The 16,633-nt window shown below is 50.5% G+C and carries 18 protein-coding genes; 13 read left to right on the forward strand and 5 right to left on the reverse strand.

Features of this window, described 5'->3' with window-relative positions:
• Window positions 1–58 precede the first annotated feature (58 nt).
• The 13 genes from ACTG2J_RS13325 to ACTG2J_RS13385 all read left to right on the forward strand — a co-directional run bounded on the left by ACTG2J_RS13325 (window position 59) and on the right by ACTG2J_RS13385 (window position 11,865).
• Window positions 59–991, forward strand: a complete 933-nt coding sequence (locus ACTG2J_RS13325; protein WP_047440409.1) for a ZIP family metal transporter — start codon at window positions 59–61, stop codon at window positions 989–991.
• A 168-nt stretch (window positions 992–1,159) separates the two neighbouring features.
• Window positions 1,160–1,852: a 5'-methylthioadenosine/S-adenosylhomocysteine nucleosidase gene (mtnN, locus tag ACTG2J_RS13330; RefSeq protein ID WP_040067225.1), complete on the forward strand. Its 693-nt coding sequence runs from the start codon at window positions 1,160–1,162 to the stop codon at window positions 1,850–1,852.
• A complete protein-coding gene (locus ACTG2J_RS13335; protein ID WP_201989190.1) occupies window positions 1,849–2,811 on the forward strand; it encodes a cobalamin biosynthesis protein CobD/CbiB in 963 nt (320 codons plus the stop codon). Before mtnN ends, ACTG2J_RS13335 begins: the two co-directional genes overlap by 4 nt.
• The gene (locus ACTG2J_RS13340) at window positions 2,804–3,637 is read left to right on the forward strand and encodes a cobalamin-binding protein (RefSeq protein ID WP_162628371.1); all 834 of its coding nucleotides are present in this window, start codon (window positions 2,804–2,806) and stop codon (window positions 3,635–3,637) included. The genes ACTG2J_RS13335 and ACTG2J_RS13340 overlap by 8 nt, the downstream gene beginning before the upstream one ends.
• A gap of 105 nt (window positions 3,638–3,742) precedes the next feature.
• Window positions 3,743–4,747, forward strand: coding sequence for a UDP-N-acetylglucosamine 4,6-dehydratase (inverting) (gene pseB / locus ACTG2J_RS13345; protein ID WP_439989540.1), 1,005 nt, complete (start codon window positions 3,743–3,745; stop codon window positions 4,745–4,747).
• Window positions 4,744–5,886 carry a UDP-4-amino-4,6-dideoxy-N-acetyl-beta-L-altrosamine transaminase gene (pseC, locus tag ACTG2J_RS13350; protein WP_113739251.1) on the forward strand — a complete coding sequence of 381 codons (1,143 nt, stop codon included), beginning with the start codon at window positions 4,744–4,746 and terminating at the stop codon, window positions 5,884–5,886. The genes pseB and pseC overlap by 4 nt, the downstream gene beginning before the upstream one ends.
• Entirely contained in the window at window positions 5,877–6,722 is an 846-nt protein-coding gene (locus tag ACTG2J_RS13355; protein ID WP_113739250.1) for an aldo/keto reductase, read from the forward strand. The genes pseC and ACTG2J_RS13355 overlap by 10 nt, the downstream gene beginning before the upstream one ends.
• On the forward strand, window positions 6,719–7,039 hold the full coding sequence (locus tag ACTG2J_RS13360) for a cytidylyltransferase domain-containing protein (RefSeq protein WP_439997594.1): 321 nt from the start codon (window positions 6,719–6,721) through the stop codon (window positions 7,037–7,039). The genes ACTG2J_RS13355 and ACTG2J_RS13360 overlap by 4 nt, the downstream gene beginning before the upstream one ends.
• Entirely contained in the window at window positions 7,021–7,473 is a 453-nt protein-coding gene (locus ACTG2J_RS13365) for a hypothetical protein (RefSeq protein ID WP_439997595.1), read from the forward strand. Before ACTG2J_RS13360 ends, ACTG2J_RS13365 begins: the two co-directional genes overlap by 19 nt.
• Window positions 7,474–7,509: 36 nt before the next feature.
• Window positions 7,510–8,757: an aminotransferase class III-fold pyridoxal phosphate-dependent enzyme gene (locus tag ACTG2J_RS13370; protein WP_439997596.1), complete on the forward strand. Its 1,248-nt coding sequence runs from the start codon at window positions 7,510–7,512 to the stop codon at window positions 8,755–8,757.
• Window positions 8,757–10,253, forward strand: a complete 1,497-nt coding sequence (gene pseG / locus ACTG2J_RS13375) for a UDP-2,4-diacetamido-2,4,6-trideoxy-beta-L-altropyranose hydrolase (RefSeq protein WP_113739247.1) — start codon at window positions 8,757–8,759, stop codon at window positions 10,251–10,253. Before ACTG2J_RS13370 ends, pseG begins: the two co-directional genes overlap by 1 nt.
• A complete protein-coding gene (gene pseI, locus ACTG2J_RS13380) occupies window positions 10,234–11,289 on the forward strand; it encodes a pseudaminic acid synthase (protein ID WP_113739246.1) in 1,056 nt (351 codons plus the stop codon). The genes pseG and pseI overlap by 20 nt, the downstream gene beginning before the upstream one ends.
• Before the next feature lie 9 nt (window positions 11,290–11,298).
• A complete protein-coding gene (locus ACTG2J_RS13385) occupies window positions 11,299–11,865 on the forward strand; it encodes a GNAT family N-acetyltransferase (RefSeq protein WP_113739245.1) in 567 nt (188 codons plus the stop codon).
• Window positions 11,866–11,898: 33 nt separating this feature from the next.
• On the opposite strand, the gene ACTG2J_RS13390 is transcribed toward ACTG2J_RS13385, so the two are convergent.
• The 5 genes from ACTG2J_RS13390 to ACTG2J_RS13410 are packed head-to-tail and all read right to left on the reverse strand — an operon-like array spanning window position 11,899 to window position 16,596.
• A complete protein-coding gene (locus ACTG2J_RS13390) occupies window positions 11,899–13,980 on the reverse strand; it encodes a motility associated factor glycosyltransferase family protein (protein WP_113739244.1) in 2,082 nt (693 codons plus the stop codon).
• A 7-nt stretch (window positions 13,981–13,987) separates the two neighbouring features.
• A complete protein-coding gene (locus ACTG2J_RS13395; RefSeq protein ID WP_113739243.1) occupies window positions 13,988–14,284 on the reverse strand; it encodes a hypothetical protein in 297 nt (98 codons plus the stop codon).
• On the reverse strand, window positions 14,281–14,694 hold the full coding sequence (fliS, locus tag ACTG2J_RS13400; protein ID WP_113739242.1) for a flagellar export chaperone FliS: 414 nt from the start codon (window positions 14,692–14,694) through the stop codon (window positions 14,281–14,283). The genes ACTG2J_RS13395 and fliS overlap by 4 nt, the downstream gene beginning before the upstream one ends.
• Before the next feature lie 43 nt (window positions 14,695–14,737).
• A complete protein-coding gene (gene fliD, locus ACTG2J_RS13405; RefSeq protein WP_113739241.1) occupies window positions 14,738–16,126 on the reverse strand; it encodes a flagellar filament capping protein FliD in 1,389 nt (462 codons plus the stop codon).
• A 32-nt stretch (window positions 16,127–16,158) separates the two neighbouring features.
• Window positions 16,159–16,596, reverse strand: a complete 438-nt coding sequence (locus tag ACTG2J_RS13410; RefSeq protein ID WP_113739240.1) for a flagellar protein FlaG — start codon at window positions 16,594–16,596, stop codon at window positions 16,159–16,161.
• Window positions 16,597–16,633 lie beyond the last annotated feature (37 nt).

Genomic DNA, 16,633 nt, shown 5'->3' on the forward strand with positions numbered 1-16,633 from the left:
AAGGGGCGGCCAAGTGGATGTAATGCCACCATCCACTTTGCACACTCGAGGCCATGCCATGGACCATCTCTCAGCTCTTCCTCCGTTATCCTGGTCACAGCAACTGCGCAGCCAGATGCAAAGTCGCCCGCTCACTGCTCTCGGCCTATTTATCGCGCTGGCTGCCGTCTTGTTGCTGCTGTTGCAGAGTCTCATCATGCTCGCTACCGGCGAGGTGACCAGCGGCGTGCGCTACGGCCTTGTCGGTGGTGCCGCCGGGTTTGCCGCCACCGCCATCGGCGCCCTGCCCGCCCTGTTTCTGCGCTCGGTGCCGCAAAAGGTAGAGGACACCATGCTGGGCTTTGCCGCCGGCATGATGCTGGCGGCCAGTGCCTTCTCCCTGCTGCTGCCTGGGCTGGAGGCCGCCGAGGGGATCACCGGCAACGGCTTTAGCGCCGCCGCCGTGGTGGTGGTCGGCATGACCCTCGGGGTACTGTTGATGCTGGGACTGGATCAGTTCACCCCGCACGAGCATGACAAAACCGGCCCCTGCGGCCCCGGCCATGAGAGCTGCTCCCGGGTCTGGCTGTTCGTCTTTGCCATCGCCCTGCACAACCTGCCGGAGGGGATGGCCATCGGGGTGAGCTTCTCGCAGGGGGATATGTCGGTGGGGCTGCCGCTTACCACTGCCATCGCACTGCAGGATATTCCGGAGGGATTGGCGGTGGCGCTGGCCATGTGCGCTGCCGGTTTTCGCCCCTCGGTGGCGGTGCTGGTTGCCATCGCCAGCGGCCTGCTCGAACCGGTTGGCGCCCTGCTCGGGGTCGGGCTCTCCAGCGGCCTTGCCATCGCCTACCCCATCGGACTTGGGCTCGCCGCCGGCGCCATGCTGTTTGTGGTCTCGCACGAGGTGATCCCGGAGACCCACCGCAACGGTCACCAGACCTATGCCACCCTCGGCCTGATGGCAGGCTTTGCCCTGATGATGACCCTCGACACCGCGCTCGGCTAAAGGCCCCCCTCCTATCTCATCAATGCTTTTTGTCACCTGCGGCGCTCCCATATGGAGCGCCGCGTTTCATCTCTCCTTTCGCTTGTGCCTCTCGGCGCCGACGCCATCTTTTGTTATGATCTACAGCAACTTAAATTCAGCCACACGGCTATCAAGACGAGGTCAGCAATGAAAGTAGGTATTATCGGCGCCATGGAGCAAGAAGTGGCCCTGCTGCGCAGCCAGATGAGCAACCCCACCACCCTGCAACTGGGCGGCTGCGAGTTCTATCAAGGGATGCTGGCAGGCAAAGAGGTGATCCTGACCCGCTCCGGTATCGGTAAGGTCGCCGCCAGCGTGGCCACCAGCCTGCTGCTGGAAAAATTCGCCCCCGACTGCGTCATCAATACCGGCTCTGCGGGCGGCTTTGCCCAGGATCTGCACATCGGTGATGTGGTGATTGCCAGCGAGATGCGTTTCCACGATGTGGACGTGACCGCCTTTGGTTACGAGATGGGCCAGATGGCGCAGCAACCCGCCGCCTTCCCCTGCGACGAGAAACTCATCGCGGTCGCTCAGGATTGCATCGCCGAGCAGGGCAAGCACCAGACCAAGGTCGGCCTTATCTGCACCGGCGATCAGTTCATGTGCAAACCGGACGCCATCGCCAAGGCTCGCGCCGATTTCCCGCAGATGCTGGCGGTCGAGATGGAGGGTGCCGCCATCGGTCAGGTGTGCCACATGTTCAAAGTGCCCTATCTGGTGGTACGCGCCATGTCCGATATCGCTGGCAAGGAACAGGTTGAATCCTTCGATGCCTTCATCGAAGTGGCCGGCAAGCACTCCGCCGAAGTGATCATCAAGATGCTCGGCAAGCTGTGATCGAGACCGGCTCGCTTGATTTGATGGCCGACGCCATCCTCTCGACGATGGCGGCCATTCTGGTGGGGGCTGCCCTGCTGGAGGCGGTGATCCCGTGGCCATCCCATCTGCGTCTTTCGGCCGTCACGCCCCTGCTGACCAGGCTGGGGCACAAGGTACACAGACCCGATGGTTCACCCGGCCAGCAAATGCAGGCCGGCCTGTTGGCAATGCTGGTAGTCTGGCTCCCCTGCGCTGCCGGGCTCTGGTCGCTGCGCAATCTGGCCCTGAGCGAGCCGATCTTCGACCTGCTGTTCCTGCTGCTGATGCTCGAATCCCGTCCGCTGCGCGAACTCGCCCATGCCACCCGCTCGCTCGCCACCCAGGAAACTCTGCCGCTGGCGAGATTGCAGTCTGCCCCCTGGCTCAAACGGGAGACAGGCAAACTCTCGGCCATGGGACTCGCCAAAGCGGTGACGGAGAGCTGCGCCCTGCGTCTGGTCGGCCAATGGGCTGGCCCGCTGCTGGGATTTGCTTTGGCTGGCGTACAGGGCGCCCTGCTCTGGCGGCTGGTGCAGCTGATGAATCAGAGCTGGAGTCGCAAAGATCCCGCCTTCGACCACTTTGGTCGCGCCGCCAGCGCGCTCTATCAGGGGCTCAATGCCCCCACCATCCTGCTGCTGGGGCTGCCACTCCTGTTGCCACGGCTCAAGCAGGCCACTCAACTGCTGCGAAGTGGTGCGATCTGGCCCAATCCCGCCATCGGGATGCTGCTGATGCTACTTGCTGACAAGTGCCGGATCCGCCTTGGCGGCCCTCGCTACTATCAGGGAACCTTGCAACGCTGGCCAGTACTTGGCAACAGTGGTGACCCCGGTGGAGAGTCACCACGCAAGGTCCTCAATATTCTGCAAGCAATTGGCTGGGGCTGGTTGATGCTGGCGCTGCTTGTCACTGTGGCGGGGTTATTTCATGGTTAGATGGTTGCGATTGCCGACTTGGCTGCCCTGCGCGCTGCTGGCCTGGTTGCCCGGTGTTCTGTTTGCCGCGACTCCGAGCCGGGTGGTGAGCATAGTACCCCATCTTACCGAGCTGCTTTATGACATCGGTGCCGGTGACAAGCTGGTGGCCATCGACGATGCCTCCGACTATCCCGCCGAGGTGAAAAACAAGCCCAAGGTGGCCAATTATCGCAGCATCAATGTCGAGGCCCTGCTGGCACAAAAGCCGGACTTGATCCTCGGCTGGCGCTCGGCCCAGTCTCGCATGCTGGCCCCGCTGGAGCAGCTGGGTATCCCGGTTTTCTACTCTGAGCCTACCGATTTTGCCTCGCTGGCCACCGAGATGCGGGCGCTGGGCAAATTGCTGGGTGTTGAGAAAAGTGCCAACGAAGCCGCCGATCGCTATCTGGCGCGTCTGCATTCCCTGCAACAGCGCTATGGCCAACCAACCGGCGTCAAGGTGTTCTACCAACTCTGGTACCCGCCGCTCACCAGCGTCAGTGGCAATGCCTGGCCAGCTCAGGCCATCGAACTTTGCGGCGGGATCAACATCATGGCGAATGCCAAGACCCCTTACCCTCAAGTGGACATGGAACAGGTGATCAGAGCCAACCCATCGCTGATCCTCGCGGGGAGTCAAGATCCTGACGCTCTGCGTCACTGGCAGAAGTGGCCTAATCTCGACGCGGTGCAGCATCAGCGACTCGATTTAATCAACTCGGATGAGCTGCACCGTTTCACCCCGAGAGCCCTCAATGCAGTGGAACAGGTTTGCCAAGCTATTACCCAACCCAACAGCAAGTAGCCAAAAAACAGCCATTCAGATCACGCCTGCCAATATACGTCTGCAAATGGCATAAAAAGTGCTTTAGAATTCTATAGATACCAATTTTCATCATGGGACACCGTCATGTTTAATGGAAAAACAATCCTGGTTACCGGTGGCACGGGGTCATTTGGCAAGAAATTCATCGCAACCGTGCTATCCCGCTACCAACCCGCACGACTGATCGTCTACTCCCGTGATGAGCTCAAGCAGTTTGAAATGCAGCAGTGTTTCAACCATCCCTGCATGCGCTATTTTATCGGCGATGTTCGCGATGCCGAGCGCCTCGATATGGCGATGCGCGATGTCGACTTTGTGGTGCATGCCGCTGCGCTCAAGCAAGTGCCAGCTGCCGAATACAACCCGATGGAGTGCATCAAGACCAACGTTGGAGGAGCCGAAAACGTCATCAAGGCCGCGCTCAACAATGGCGTGCAGAAGGTCATTGCACTCTCGACCGACAAGGCTGCCAACCCGATCAACCTTTACGGGGCAACCAAGCTCTGTTCTGACAAGCTCTTTGTCGCTGCCAACAATATGGCGGGCAAGAACCCGACCATCTTCTCGGTGGTACGTTATGGCAACGTGGTCGGCTCAAGGGGCTCAGTAGTTCCCTTCTTCGACAATCTGATCAAGAGCGGCGCCAGTACGCTGCCTATCACCCACCCCGAGATGACCCGCTTCTGGCTGACCTTGCAGCAAGGCGTAGATTTTGTTCTAAGCAACTTCCAGCGTATGCGCGGTGGCGAACTGTTCGTGCCGAAAATCCCGTCGGTCAAGATCACCGATCTGGCGGCAGCCATGGCTCCGACCCTTAAGCAGGAGATCATCGGCATCCGTGCGGGGGAGAAGCTGCACGAGGTGATGTGTCCGGCTGACGACTCTTTCCACACTTATGAGTTCAACGATTACTACGTGATTGCACCCAGCATCAGCTTCAATAGCCGCAACAATGATTTCAGCATTAATGCTCTGGGCGAAACAGCCACGCTGGTTACTCCAGGTTTTGAATACAATTCTCTAAATAATCAGCATTTTCTGTCGATAGCTGAACTACAGAGCATGAACCAGCAGGTGTTGTCCGAATGATCCCTTATGGACGCCAATCGATCAGCGATGCCGATATAGAAGCCGTCGTTGCCGTACTGAAATCTGATTATCTGACCCAAGGCCAAGCCGTTCCCGCTTTCGAACAAGGACTGGCCGATTACTGCCAAGTGCCGCATGTGGTTGCTTGCAGTAACGGCACCACTGCGCTTCATCTGGCCTGCGCAGTACTGGATATTGGCGCCCAAGATACAGTTTGGGTTTCTGCGGTCAGTTTTGTTGCCTCGGCGAACTGCGTTCGATACTGCAATGCCAACGTTGATTTTGTCGACGTTGACCCTGCTACCGGTAACCTCGATGTAGTGGCACTAGATAAGAAACTGCAGCAAGCTGTGCGCACCCACTCCCTTCCAAAAGCGCTGATTGCTGTACATCTGGCCGGACAGCCCTGCGATCTCGAAGAGATCGGTGCGCTCTGTCGCCAGTACGGAATCATTCTGATCGAGGATGCCTGCCATGCACTGGGTGCCCACTATCAGGGGTCACCTATCGGTAGTTGCCGTCACAGCGATATGACGGTCTTCAGCTTTCATCCGGTCAAACCGATTACGACCGCAGAAGGAGGTGCTGTCACCACCAGGGATCAGGTGTTGGCCGACAAATTGCGACTCTATCGCAGCCATGGAATCACTCGAGATCCGCAAGCGCTGCTCATGCCCTCTCCCGGAGAGTGGTATTACGAGCAACAACTTCTGGGCTTCAACTATCGCTTGACCGACATTCAGGCGGCACTAGGGCTTAGTCAGTTGAGCCGTCTTGATCAGTTCATTACCCAGCGTCGTGAACTTACCAGGCGATATGACGCGCTGTTATCCCCCTTGCCAGTCCAGCCGTTGCAGCAGAGTAATAATCGCCAGAGCGGTTATCACCTCTATGTCATTCAGGTGGCTGAACGCGATCAGGTGTTTGCCCGCCTGCGTGCTGCCGGCATTGGCGTCAACGTTCACTATATTCCTATCCCAGCCCAGCCCTACTACCGTGGGCTGGGACATGACCCAGCAGCCTATCCGGGCGCACAAGCCTACTATCAGGGAGCAATATCTCTTCCACTGTTCCCGGCTCTGACTCTCTCAGAGCAGCAACAGGTCGTAGATGCGCTGGAGCAGGCACTATGCGGCTAGCTCTGGGCACAGTGCAATTCGGTCTGGATTACGGGATCAGCAATCACGACGGACAAGTCAGCGATGAGGAACTCGACGCGATCATTGCGTTAGCTCGTCAAGCAGGTATCGATACCCTGGATACGGCGCAAGCCTATGGCAATGCCGAGCAGAGGCTGGGGCAAAGAGATATCACCGACTTCAATCTCATCGACAAGCTGGCACCAGGGCTACCGCTGTCCGATGTTAAGGCAGCGCTAAACAACAGCTTGCATTGGCTGGGGCGAAAACGACTCGATGGTTTGCTGCTGCACCGTAGCCAAGATGCCTCACCTGCCTTGTTCGAGTTACTCACCGATTTGCAGCAACAGGGCGCGATCGGAAAACTCGGGATCTCCGTCTACTCCCCGGAGGAGCTCGATACCTGGAGCGCAGCTGGCTATCCTCTGGAACTGGTGCAATTACCTGCCAATTTGCTCGATCAACGCTTTTTACGCACTGGATGGCTCGACAAACTGGTAGATATGGGGTGTGAAATCCATGTTCGCTCGCTCTTTTTACAGGGCCTGTTATTGATGCAACCAGCGCAGCGACCTGACTATTTTCAGCGTTTCGCTACCGCACTTGAACGGTTTGACCACTGGCATCCCTCGATGGCCCCGCTTGGCAGAGCCCTCTCCATCATGACAGCCCTACCACAGGTGAGCCGCTTTGTTGTCGGTGTTTGTCATGCCCAAGAGCTGGCCGCCATCGTTGCGGCCAGTCAAGTACAGCACGAGTGCTACGAGGCCGATATCGCACACCTGGCGTCTATGGAACAGGAACTTATCAACCCCGGACTCTGGAGAACACGATGATCTTGGGTATTCTGCAGGCCAGAACCAGTTCTTCCCGCCTGCCCAACAAGGTACTAAAGGAACTGCTGGGCGAACCCATGCTGGCAAGGCAGATTGAACGGCTGCAACAGAGCAAGCTGCTGGATAAACTGTTGGTTGCCACCAGCGATCAGTCGGAAGATCGCGCCATTGCCGAGCTGTGCGAGAGGTTGAATATCCCCTGTTTCTGCGGTCCTCTTGACGATGTGTTGCTGCGTTTCTATCTGGCGGCCCAACCCTACAGTCCGACCCATGTTGTACGTCTCACCGGTGACTGCCCATGGCTGACCCTATGGTAATAGACGAGCTGATAGCCCTTCATCTCTCGGGCAAGTTCGACTACAGCAGCAACTGCGGCAATCCCAGTTATCCGGATGGGCTGGATGCCGAGATCATGAGTGGAGCGACTCTGGCAACCTTGCAGGAAAAGGCCGCCACGCAGACCGAGCGGGAACATGTCACCTATTACGTTCGCTGTCATTCCGAACAGTTTTCTATCGGCGAACTGCAGCGCTCGCCTTCGCTGGCCCACCTGCGCTGGACTGTCGATGAGCCTGCCGACTTTGAACTGGTAGAGCGAATTTATCAGGCTCTCTATCCTGCCAACCCAACCTTTACGACCGACGATATCCTCGCCCTGCTGGCGCAGCAGCCGGAGCTGACAACACTTAATACCCGGCACAAGCGCAACGAAGGATTGGCTAATTCGCTGGCCAAGGAGAATCATATATGACCTCACGTTATCAACATTCACTCGCTCTCTCGGCACGTGCGGAACAGCATTCCACTCGGCTCCCAAACCTTCTCCAAAAGTCGCCTCTGTTTCCCCTATGGCGCCGCCCCACTCTTTATCGAGCGCGGCAATGGGGCGCATGTTTGGGATGTAGATGGCAACGAGTATCTTGATTTTGCCAGCGGCCTACTGGCCATCAGTCTTGGATATTGCGATCCGGATGTGAATGAAGCGGTAATAGAGCAACTCAGTCTTGGCTCGATCTTCTCCCTTCCCCACCGGCTGGAAACTGAAGTCGCTGAACAGCTCATTGAGCTGATCCCCTGCGCCGAAATGGTTCGCTTTGGCAAAAACGGGACTGATGCCACCTCAGCCTGTATCAGGCTCTCCAGAGCAGTCACAGGCCGCGAGCGGGTAGCAGTCTGTGGCTATCATGGCTGGCAAGACTGGTACATCGGCTCAACCACCCGCCATTTGGGGGTCCCCGAGTGCGTGAGAGAGCTGACCCACAGATTTGACTACAACGATCTTGCCTCGCTGCAGTGCCTGCTGGAAGCTCACCCGGGCGAGTTTGCAGCCGTCATTCTGGAACCGATGAATGTAACCTGGCCAACCCCGGATTTTCTGCCTGGTCTGCGCCAACTCTGCGATGCCCATGGCGCACTACTCATCTTTGATGAGACCATTACCGGTTTTCGCTACCACTTGGGCGGGGCACAGAGCCTCTTTGGTGTGACGCCGGATCTTGCTGCGTTCGGCAAAGGCATGGCCAATGGTTTCCCGATTTCCGCCGTTGTTGGCCGCCGCCAATATATGAAACGGATGGAAGATATCTTCTTCTCCGGCACCTTCGGCGGGGATGTAATTGCCCTCGCTGCGGCCAACGCCGTCATCAAAAAGATGCGGCAACTGGATGTACCAAAGAGGCTCGCAGAGCGGGGACAACAGGTACTGGATGGGCTCGATAGCTTGCTAAAAGAGATCGATGCCCCAGCTTGGCTGCAAACCGCCGGACACCCGAGCTGGAGCTTTCTGCTGGTTGCGGATTCAGTAAACCATTCTACCTGGCTTCTCAAGAGCTATCTGATCCAGGAGTTGTGCAAGCGAGGGCTCCTCACCCTTGGCAGTCACAATATGAATCTGGCCCACAGCGAACAGGATGTGGCCGCTTTGCTGGCCGCCTATCGCGACATACTGCCAGTGCTCATTCGCCACGATAGAGATCTGACACTGGCCAGTGCGCTTGATGGCGAGTCCATTCAACCCGTATTCCGAGTACGCTGATGCGGTTGCTGTTCCGATGTGATGCCAGTACGACAATAGGCGCAGGCCATCTCATGCGGTGCCTTAGCATCGCTGATCTTGCAGCCAGCCGAGGTGACGAGTGCCACTTCTTTTGTGCCGATTTGCCTGGCTTTGATGGCACTCAAGTCATTGCTCGCCAACATGGTCTGACGCTGCTTCCCGCACAACCTGACTGGCGCTCGCTCTATCGCGCCACCATGGGGTGGGGAGGCAGTGATTGGCTGATTGTGGATCACTATCAGCTGGATCGCCGTTGGGAGCAGCCGCTGGCGGCCCTCTTCCCCCAACAACTGGTTATCGACGATCTGGCTGACAGACCTCATGAAGCAACCCGGTTGCTTGATATGACCCCATACCGGCAACCTGCCGACTATAGCGAAAGCCTGTTTGAAGAAGTGCCTCTGCTAGGCCCAGGTTATGCGCCACTGCGACCAGAGTTTGCCAGGCTACGGCCTGTCGCGCTTGCCAGAAGAGCGTCAAATAAAAGGATCAGACGACTGCTGCTCTCCCTCGGAGCAATGGACAGTGACAATCATCTATCCCGCATTCTGCCCCAGATAGATCAACTGCCCATCCCTATATTGGAAATTGATCTGGTATTGGCAAGCAAAGCCCCTCATATCGATACACTTAAAGAGGTCATGGCAAAAAGTCGCCATCACGTCAAATTGCACCTCGATGCAAACAACATGGCCGAATTGATGTTGCAGGCCGATCTCGCCATCGGTGCTGGAGGAACCAGTTGCTGGGAGCGCGCTACCTTGGCTCTGCCTACCCTGCTATTCACTCTTGCCGACAACCAACTGGAAAATGCCAGACGGCTAGCACAGGCAAATGCCGTGATATGGCTTGGCGATCTGAGGATGCTTGATAATAAGCAACTGCTACAACAGCTGTTACTTCACTGGCCCAATCAAGAGACCTTGCAGCAACTCGGCAAACATAGCGCCGCACTCTGTGATGGCACGGGAGCACAGCGTTTGTTGCAGAAGCTCACATCGCAGCAGCACTCATACTGGCTGCAGCCAATCACAGAAGAAGACGCAGAGTGGATATGGCAATGGCAACAGGATGCGGTAACTCGCCGCTATAGCCGAAATACCGATTGTCCTCCCCTCAGTGAACATCAAATCTGGTTACACGGAGCTTTGCAGAACCCTCAGCGCTGGCTGTTCAAGGTTATGTCAGCCACAGGTCCTTGCGCCGTCGTGAGGCTGGATGAAGCCTGTGAGCCAGACAGGTATAACGAAGTTTCTATCTACGTTGACCCCGAGCAACACCAACGAGGGCATGGCAAACGGGCTCTTAATCTGTTGCACCAACTTTTCCCTTGGTTCACCTTTCACGCCTATATCAGCCCTGAAAACCAGGGCTCTCTGGCACTCTTCCGGTCAATTGGATATCAGTGCAGTAGCTCACAGAACTGGTTTCATTTTTCTCCCAAGGAGACGTTTCATGCCTCAGTTCACTATTAATGGCCGCGAGATAGGCCCAAATAGCCCGCCATACATCATTGCTGAACTATCCGGCAACCATAATGGCCAGCTGGAGAGGGCACTGGCGCTGGTAGATGCGGCTGCCGATGCGGGAGCTGATGCCATCAAGCTGCAAACCTATACAGCTGACACCATGACAATCGACTGTGATCTACCGGATTTTCATATTCAGGGCGGTTTATGGGATGGCCATACCCTTTACGATCTCTACACCCTAGCCCATACCCCATGGGAATGGCACCAGCCTCTCTTTGAACGAGCAAAGTCACGCGGATTGACTATTTTCTCCACGCCCTTCGACGAGAGTGCTGTTGATTTTTTGGAGGAGCTGGGTACTCCCGCATACAAAATTGCCTCATTCGAAATTACCGATCTTCCCCTGCTCAGTTACATAGCTCAGCAAGGAAAGCCGGTCATTATCTCTTCTGGCATGTCAACTGAAGATGAAATTGCCAAGGCAATGACCATTTTGCGTGAAAATGGTTGCTCACAGATCCTGCTGCTTCATTGTGTCAGTGGCTACCCAACCCCTCTTGCTGATATCAATCTCAAGCGGATTACCCGCTTGGCAGAGACATTTTCAGTACCCGTTGGTCTCTCTGATCACACGCTGGGAAATACCGCCGCTCAGCTGGCAATAGCATTGGGCGCTGTGGCCATCGAGAAACACCTGACCTTGGCTCGCGCTGATGGCGGCCCGGATGCCGAGTTCTCACTTGAACCACGTGAACTTAAAGAGCTCTGCAGCCAGGCAAAACTCTGCTGGCAAGCGTTAGGATCAGGAGAAAGTGGTGACAACCAGGCTGAGCAGGCAAACCTGAGATTTCGTCGTTCTTTGTATTTTGTTACCGACATCCCTGCGGGCACCATCATAAAGCCGGAACACATCCGACGGATCCGGCCAGGCTATGGGTTGCCACCTGAATCATTGCCACAAGTATTGGGAAAAACAACTCTCCATGATATTCATCGAGGTAAAGCAGTCTGTTTTTCTGACTTGAAAATTTCAAAATAGAGGGTTGATATGATGAATTCTAATATCATACTTTCAAGTGAAATTAGTTCACATCAAAAAAAAATTGTAATTGGCATTAGAAGACTTGAACTATCAGATATTAATAACACTTACTGCTCATGGCTGAATGATCCAGAAGTAAATCGTTATCTTGAGTCTAGATTTATTAAGTGGGATATCGAAAAACTAACCAACTATTATATGGAAAACCATAGAGAAGGTCTTTTTTGGGCTATTATTGACCTTACAGAAAATAAACACATTGGAAATGTGAAATTATCAATCATTGACAAAAAAAATAGCAGCATCGTGCTAGGAATAATGATAGGAGATAAAAATTATTGGGGAAGAGGTATTGCAACAGAGGTCATCAAGATAGCAACCGATTATTGTTTTTCGCAGCTTAATATACACAAAATTACAGCAGGTGCATATGGCGACAATCATGCATCCATCAATGCCTTTATTAAAAATGGATTCATTATTGAAAGCGAAACGCTAGGTCATTTTAAAATATCGACCGGTTGGACGTCAGCTGTCTTGCTTAGCAAGATCAATGACCATATCAAAGAATAAAAACGCAGCCCAAGATAGGGCTGCATCTCATTCTCAATCTAGTAAACCGTGCTGTTTATTATCTATGCTTGTTAATGCATTTTTGTATTTTTCTTTCATGGTAATAAAGTACTGTCTCATAATAAAAATCATAAGATTGATTACCTTATATAAGTCATCAGACTCCTCATACCGATACAAAGTAGACAAAATAACGCTATATGAATAGTATAACGAACCAATAACACATCGATATATATGGTTATATCCACTATTTCGAATGGCTGACATATACTCATATTGTCTCATCATACACTGCAGTATGTTCTCCCGAGAGGAAAAATCGACTTCCCATTCGGATACCATTTTATCGATCAACTCATCGAAAAATTCACTATTGATCCTGCCAACAAAATCCGCGGTTGAAATATTCATTGGCTGGTAAATATGATTTATGATATGTGATTTTAATTCGTTTTTATCAACAACCACGTTATCTACAATGATATCACTGACTCTTGTCGGTTTAGTACCTTTAATTTCCGCACCATTTGAACAATTGAATATATCAACCTGCTTATATACCTTTATCAAACTTTCCATTACCAACTTGGAGTTGATCATCATATTCGTTGTTTCAACATCCCCACCAAAATTACCAGGTACAAGATGCTTGCTTTTTTGCGTAATCAAGAGAGATAGTTTCTCTTTTGATTTTCCATCATCATCAAAATAAAAACTTAGTTTAGAGTGATGGTGCTGATCGCTGACATAACCATTGTCTATGCCAAAAAGATAAATATTTTCAAATCCGAGTCGACATGCTGTTGCTAACCCCGTATTTCCAACAAGAGGGTTAGCAGCTCTGAGCGTGTCGCGTAATCTAGCAATTTCAAAGTCACGCTTTAATATAAATGGACCTGGTTCAAATAACTTAAATGCTAATCCAACCTTATCAAACTGCGTCATGCAATTAGGGTGAATAACATCCACACTAAGAAATAATATATCTCGTAAATAATCATCATCATTCAATAAAGCATGTGTATCCGGGACAAGTTTGGTTCTCTCAACCTGAACATGAATATCTGGCTTTATTCCAGCTCTATGCAATGCTGAAAGTGCGCTGCCACAACTGATAATAACTACACTATTTTGTAGATACTTCAGCGTATCAATTGAATTATCGAGAGATGGGCCATTACCAACAATAAAAACGGGTGTATTTTTCCACTTTTCATCAACATACCGGTCTTTCACCAAAAATGGGATATTATTTTTGACGTTTTCGATGCAATGAGACATTGCGATTATATTGTCATCAAAAAAACCCCAACCGCTAGCCAATATAAAAAACTCTTGCTTTACTCTCTTTATTAAATCAATTATTTTTTCACTTTTATAATGCCAAAATCCGATACTAGCGGCCGCCAAATATGAACCAAATTTCGCCATAGCAGGCGCTATGTCGTTTATTATTTCGTCATTTGTCTGGCCAAGAAAAACATGAATATTAATATTTTCATTGTCAATATATTCAAATAAAGAAAACCAATCAAAAGTAAAAATAGAGGCGTAAAACAAATCTAGATCTGGCTCAACGATAAAGAAAACCTTTGGCTGGCACTGTTCAAAAAGATATGAAATCTGATATCCCAATCCGACACCAAACATAATAACGAGCGGGATGACATCACCAGCCGTTGAGATAGGTTTAAGCCTGTCAGCTAAAAGGCTTTGTTGCTCCAACATTTCATTCATGAAATTCACATGAATGAAATCAAGTGGATTATCTTCTCTAGAAAATTCTATTGTCTGAATTGCATTATTGCAATGTAAAACACTATCCACCTGCGCTTTACATTCCAAAAATGGATCATGTCCATATAGCGATACATTATCATCCAGCCACAATAAGTTTGGCACCCCATTCTCATTGCAATAAAATCTAAATGCTCTCTCAGATTTATAATCATTAAACCGTTTATATAGCCCCGGCATGTACTTTTTAAATGCTTCCATGTTTTTATCAAAACGAATCGGTAGCACTTCAATCATTGCTTTTTCTTGCTCACTCTGAATTTTTAGACGCGCAACTTCTTTTTCAACTTCACTAATGCTTTTTTGGAAATCCATTTTCACCCTACTTTTTAGAATGAGACTTGTATAATTGACTCGCTTTATCTGAAGCGATAACGGATAATAGCTTTTTCTTTATCTCATTTTTTTCATCTAAAATCATTTTCGTGAGGAGCGGTTCATTATTCAAAATAACACTGACTGCATTAATCAACTCCTGCGAGTATTTTTTGGAATGGTATATTCCATCCAATAATACAAGGCGCTGATCCGCCAACTCATGCGCCAATTGCAAATCTTGTGATTTAATTGCCGATTCTAAAAGCTTGCTTAGATGAAAAAGATGTTGAACATCACTCATAATGATGCCTGCTGAGCTAATGCTTTAACCCGATCATCCACGGGGATTGAATCCCATGCACTTTTTATGGTCCCAAGCAAAATAGCAACCTCATCAACAGGGGCTGAATCCATATCTCGGCTAGCATCAAACAATCTAGATTTCATATATTCATATAAAGCAAAAAGATTTTCTGGTATATCTCCATATGAAAGGTCCAAGGCATCTTGTAATCCATTGATAATTGCTAAGCTCTTGGAAATAGCGATGGATTTCCCCTCATAGTCCTTGCGTTCTATCGCACCTTTGGCCTGTGATAACCGCTCTATACCACCTTGCAACATCAGCTGGATAACTCGATAAGGATCGGCAACAGCCATCTCTGCCTGCAGATTTTGACTGGTGTATGCTTTTATGCTCTTATGATACATAACAACCTCATTTATATTACAAGAGTCACAGATAAATCACGTATTAGCTAGTTTTGTTAGATGTCTGAATATTTTTAAGATAACTTGCGGATTGATTCATTTTTGCTAGCAAGCTATCCAACCCACCATATCTTGCGCGTAAGCTGGTCTCATATTTGACAAGTTCGGCAGCAGCGTCACTCTCTTTTTTTGCCAGAGAACGTAGTTCTATATTTAGTGAGTCTTCTCGTTGTGCAACCAAACCGCCACTTTTGGAATAACTTTCCAGAGATGTAGCCAACTTACCAGCAACGCCCTTCTCGCCCCCAAATACTGCCACTACTTGTTCAAAATTTTTATCTAATGCCTCACTAAATTTTTTATCATCAAGAGAAAGAACCCCTTTATTATCCATCTTGATGCCAAGTTGGAATATTGTTGAAAACTCTTTGGATGACTCTGATGGAGTGATAAGCGTATTACTCATAAGGTTGACGACACTACGGGTCATTGAGTCCCCTGCTAATGCACCGCCATCATTCTGTGTTACACCTGCGACGACAGAATTACGTTTACCTAGCGAGTCTGCTTTAACAACCAGTTCGTTATAGCCTTTAATGAAATTTTTTACCATCTCCTTGATGCCATCTTTATCCGTTGTGACATCAACTTTATTAGACTTTGCTACACCCGAAGTGTCTTTATCAGACACCCTCAGAACTGTCATTTTTAATCCCATGATAGTGCCATCAAACATGTTACTATCACTCGTTAACGTATTACCATCAACAGAAATTTCGGCACTTTCTGCGGACTGAGTTTTGGTTAAAGATGAGGCAAAGGTTGTCAACCCTGCGGTACTACCCGTAATTTGCAAATCTTTACCTGCACCACTAATACCAGAGTCAATAACCAGCTTTGCTTTACCATCAGAGGTGTTAATAATATTGGCATTCAGACCAAAGTTATTGCCATTTTCATTGACCCGTTTACGGATCGCTTGAAGAGAATCGCCAGCCTTCACATCTACATTAAACGTTTTTGCACCGGCGGTGAATGTAAGCGTGCCATCTTGAGTCACCAATGGATCCGTAGAGTTATTGAATGTCCCTTCAAATTTGCTCGTTGTAGCCAATTTATTGACGGTTACATTGTACTGCCCATTAGCTGCACCGGTTTTACTCTCTACTTTTAGGACTGGGTTATCTTTATCCTGAGTTATATTGATAGCTCTTTTGTTAAAAGCATCTGATTTTGACATCTCTTTGAGGCTAGTAACATAAGAGCTAATTGCAGACTTGAATTGACCAAGACCTGACAATTCAACCTGTGCATTGGTTCTTTTGGTAATGATGGGTTGCTGAATCTGAGCCTTACGTGCATTGAGGCTAGCAGCGATAACACTCTCCAGATCAAGATTTGATCCGGCACCTGCAGATGTGATTGTTGCCATTTTATCCTCTCCTAGCCACTGTACTTATGGTTTTATACTTCACGATCAAGCAACAGTCCAACCCTGGGGGATGAGCTAGAGTGTTCCTCACTCAACTCTCTAATTCGCTTGCTTAGCGCGATCAGTTCCTCACTCGGTATCTGGCGTATGACTGACTTGGAGTCAGAGTCAACTACCTTGATGACCACTTCGTTCAACTCTCGCTCCAAACTAAAATTCACAGTCCATCCTTGTGATCGCCCAAACTCCTGCAATTTTTGTACCTGAACTTCAGCTTCTTCATCACTCAATGTCATAGATTGAGAAGTCGGTTTGATCTCTTTCTGAACATCAAGCTGCTCTTCTGACTGCCCTTTAAACGATTCTGCCGGCCTGCCAGAAAGTGGTAGAGCGGCCGAATGGCCGCTCTTATCTTTCGACAGTACAGAAGAGCCACTAGCAGATGACAGGCTTCCAAGTTCATTCGTCATCTTATCTCTCCTCTATCTATCACTCCAGTGCCGACTC

The sequence above is a fragment of the Aeromonas sp. 6P genome (assembly GCF_051919525.1).
GTDB classification, from domain to species: Bacteria; Pseudomonadota; Gammaproteobacteria; order Enterobacterales; family Aeromonadaceae; genus Aeromonas; species Aeromonas veronii.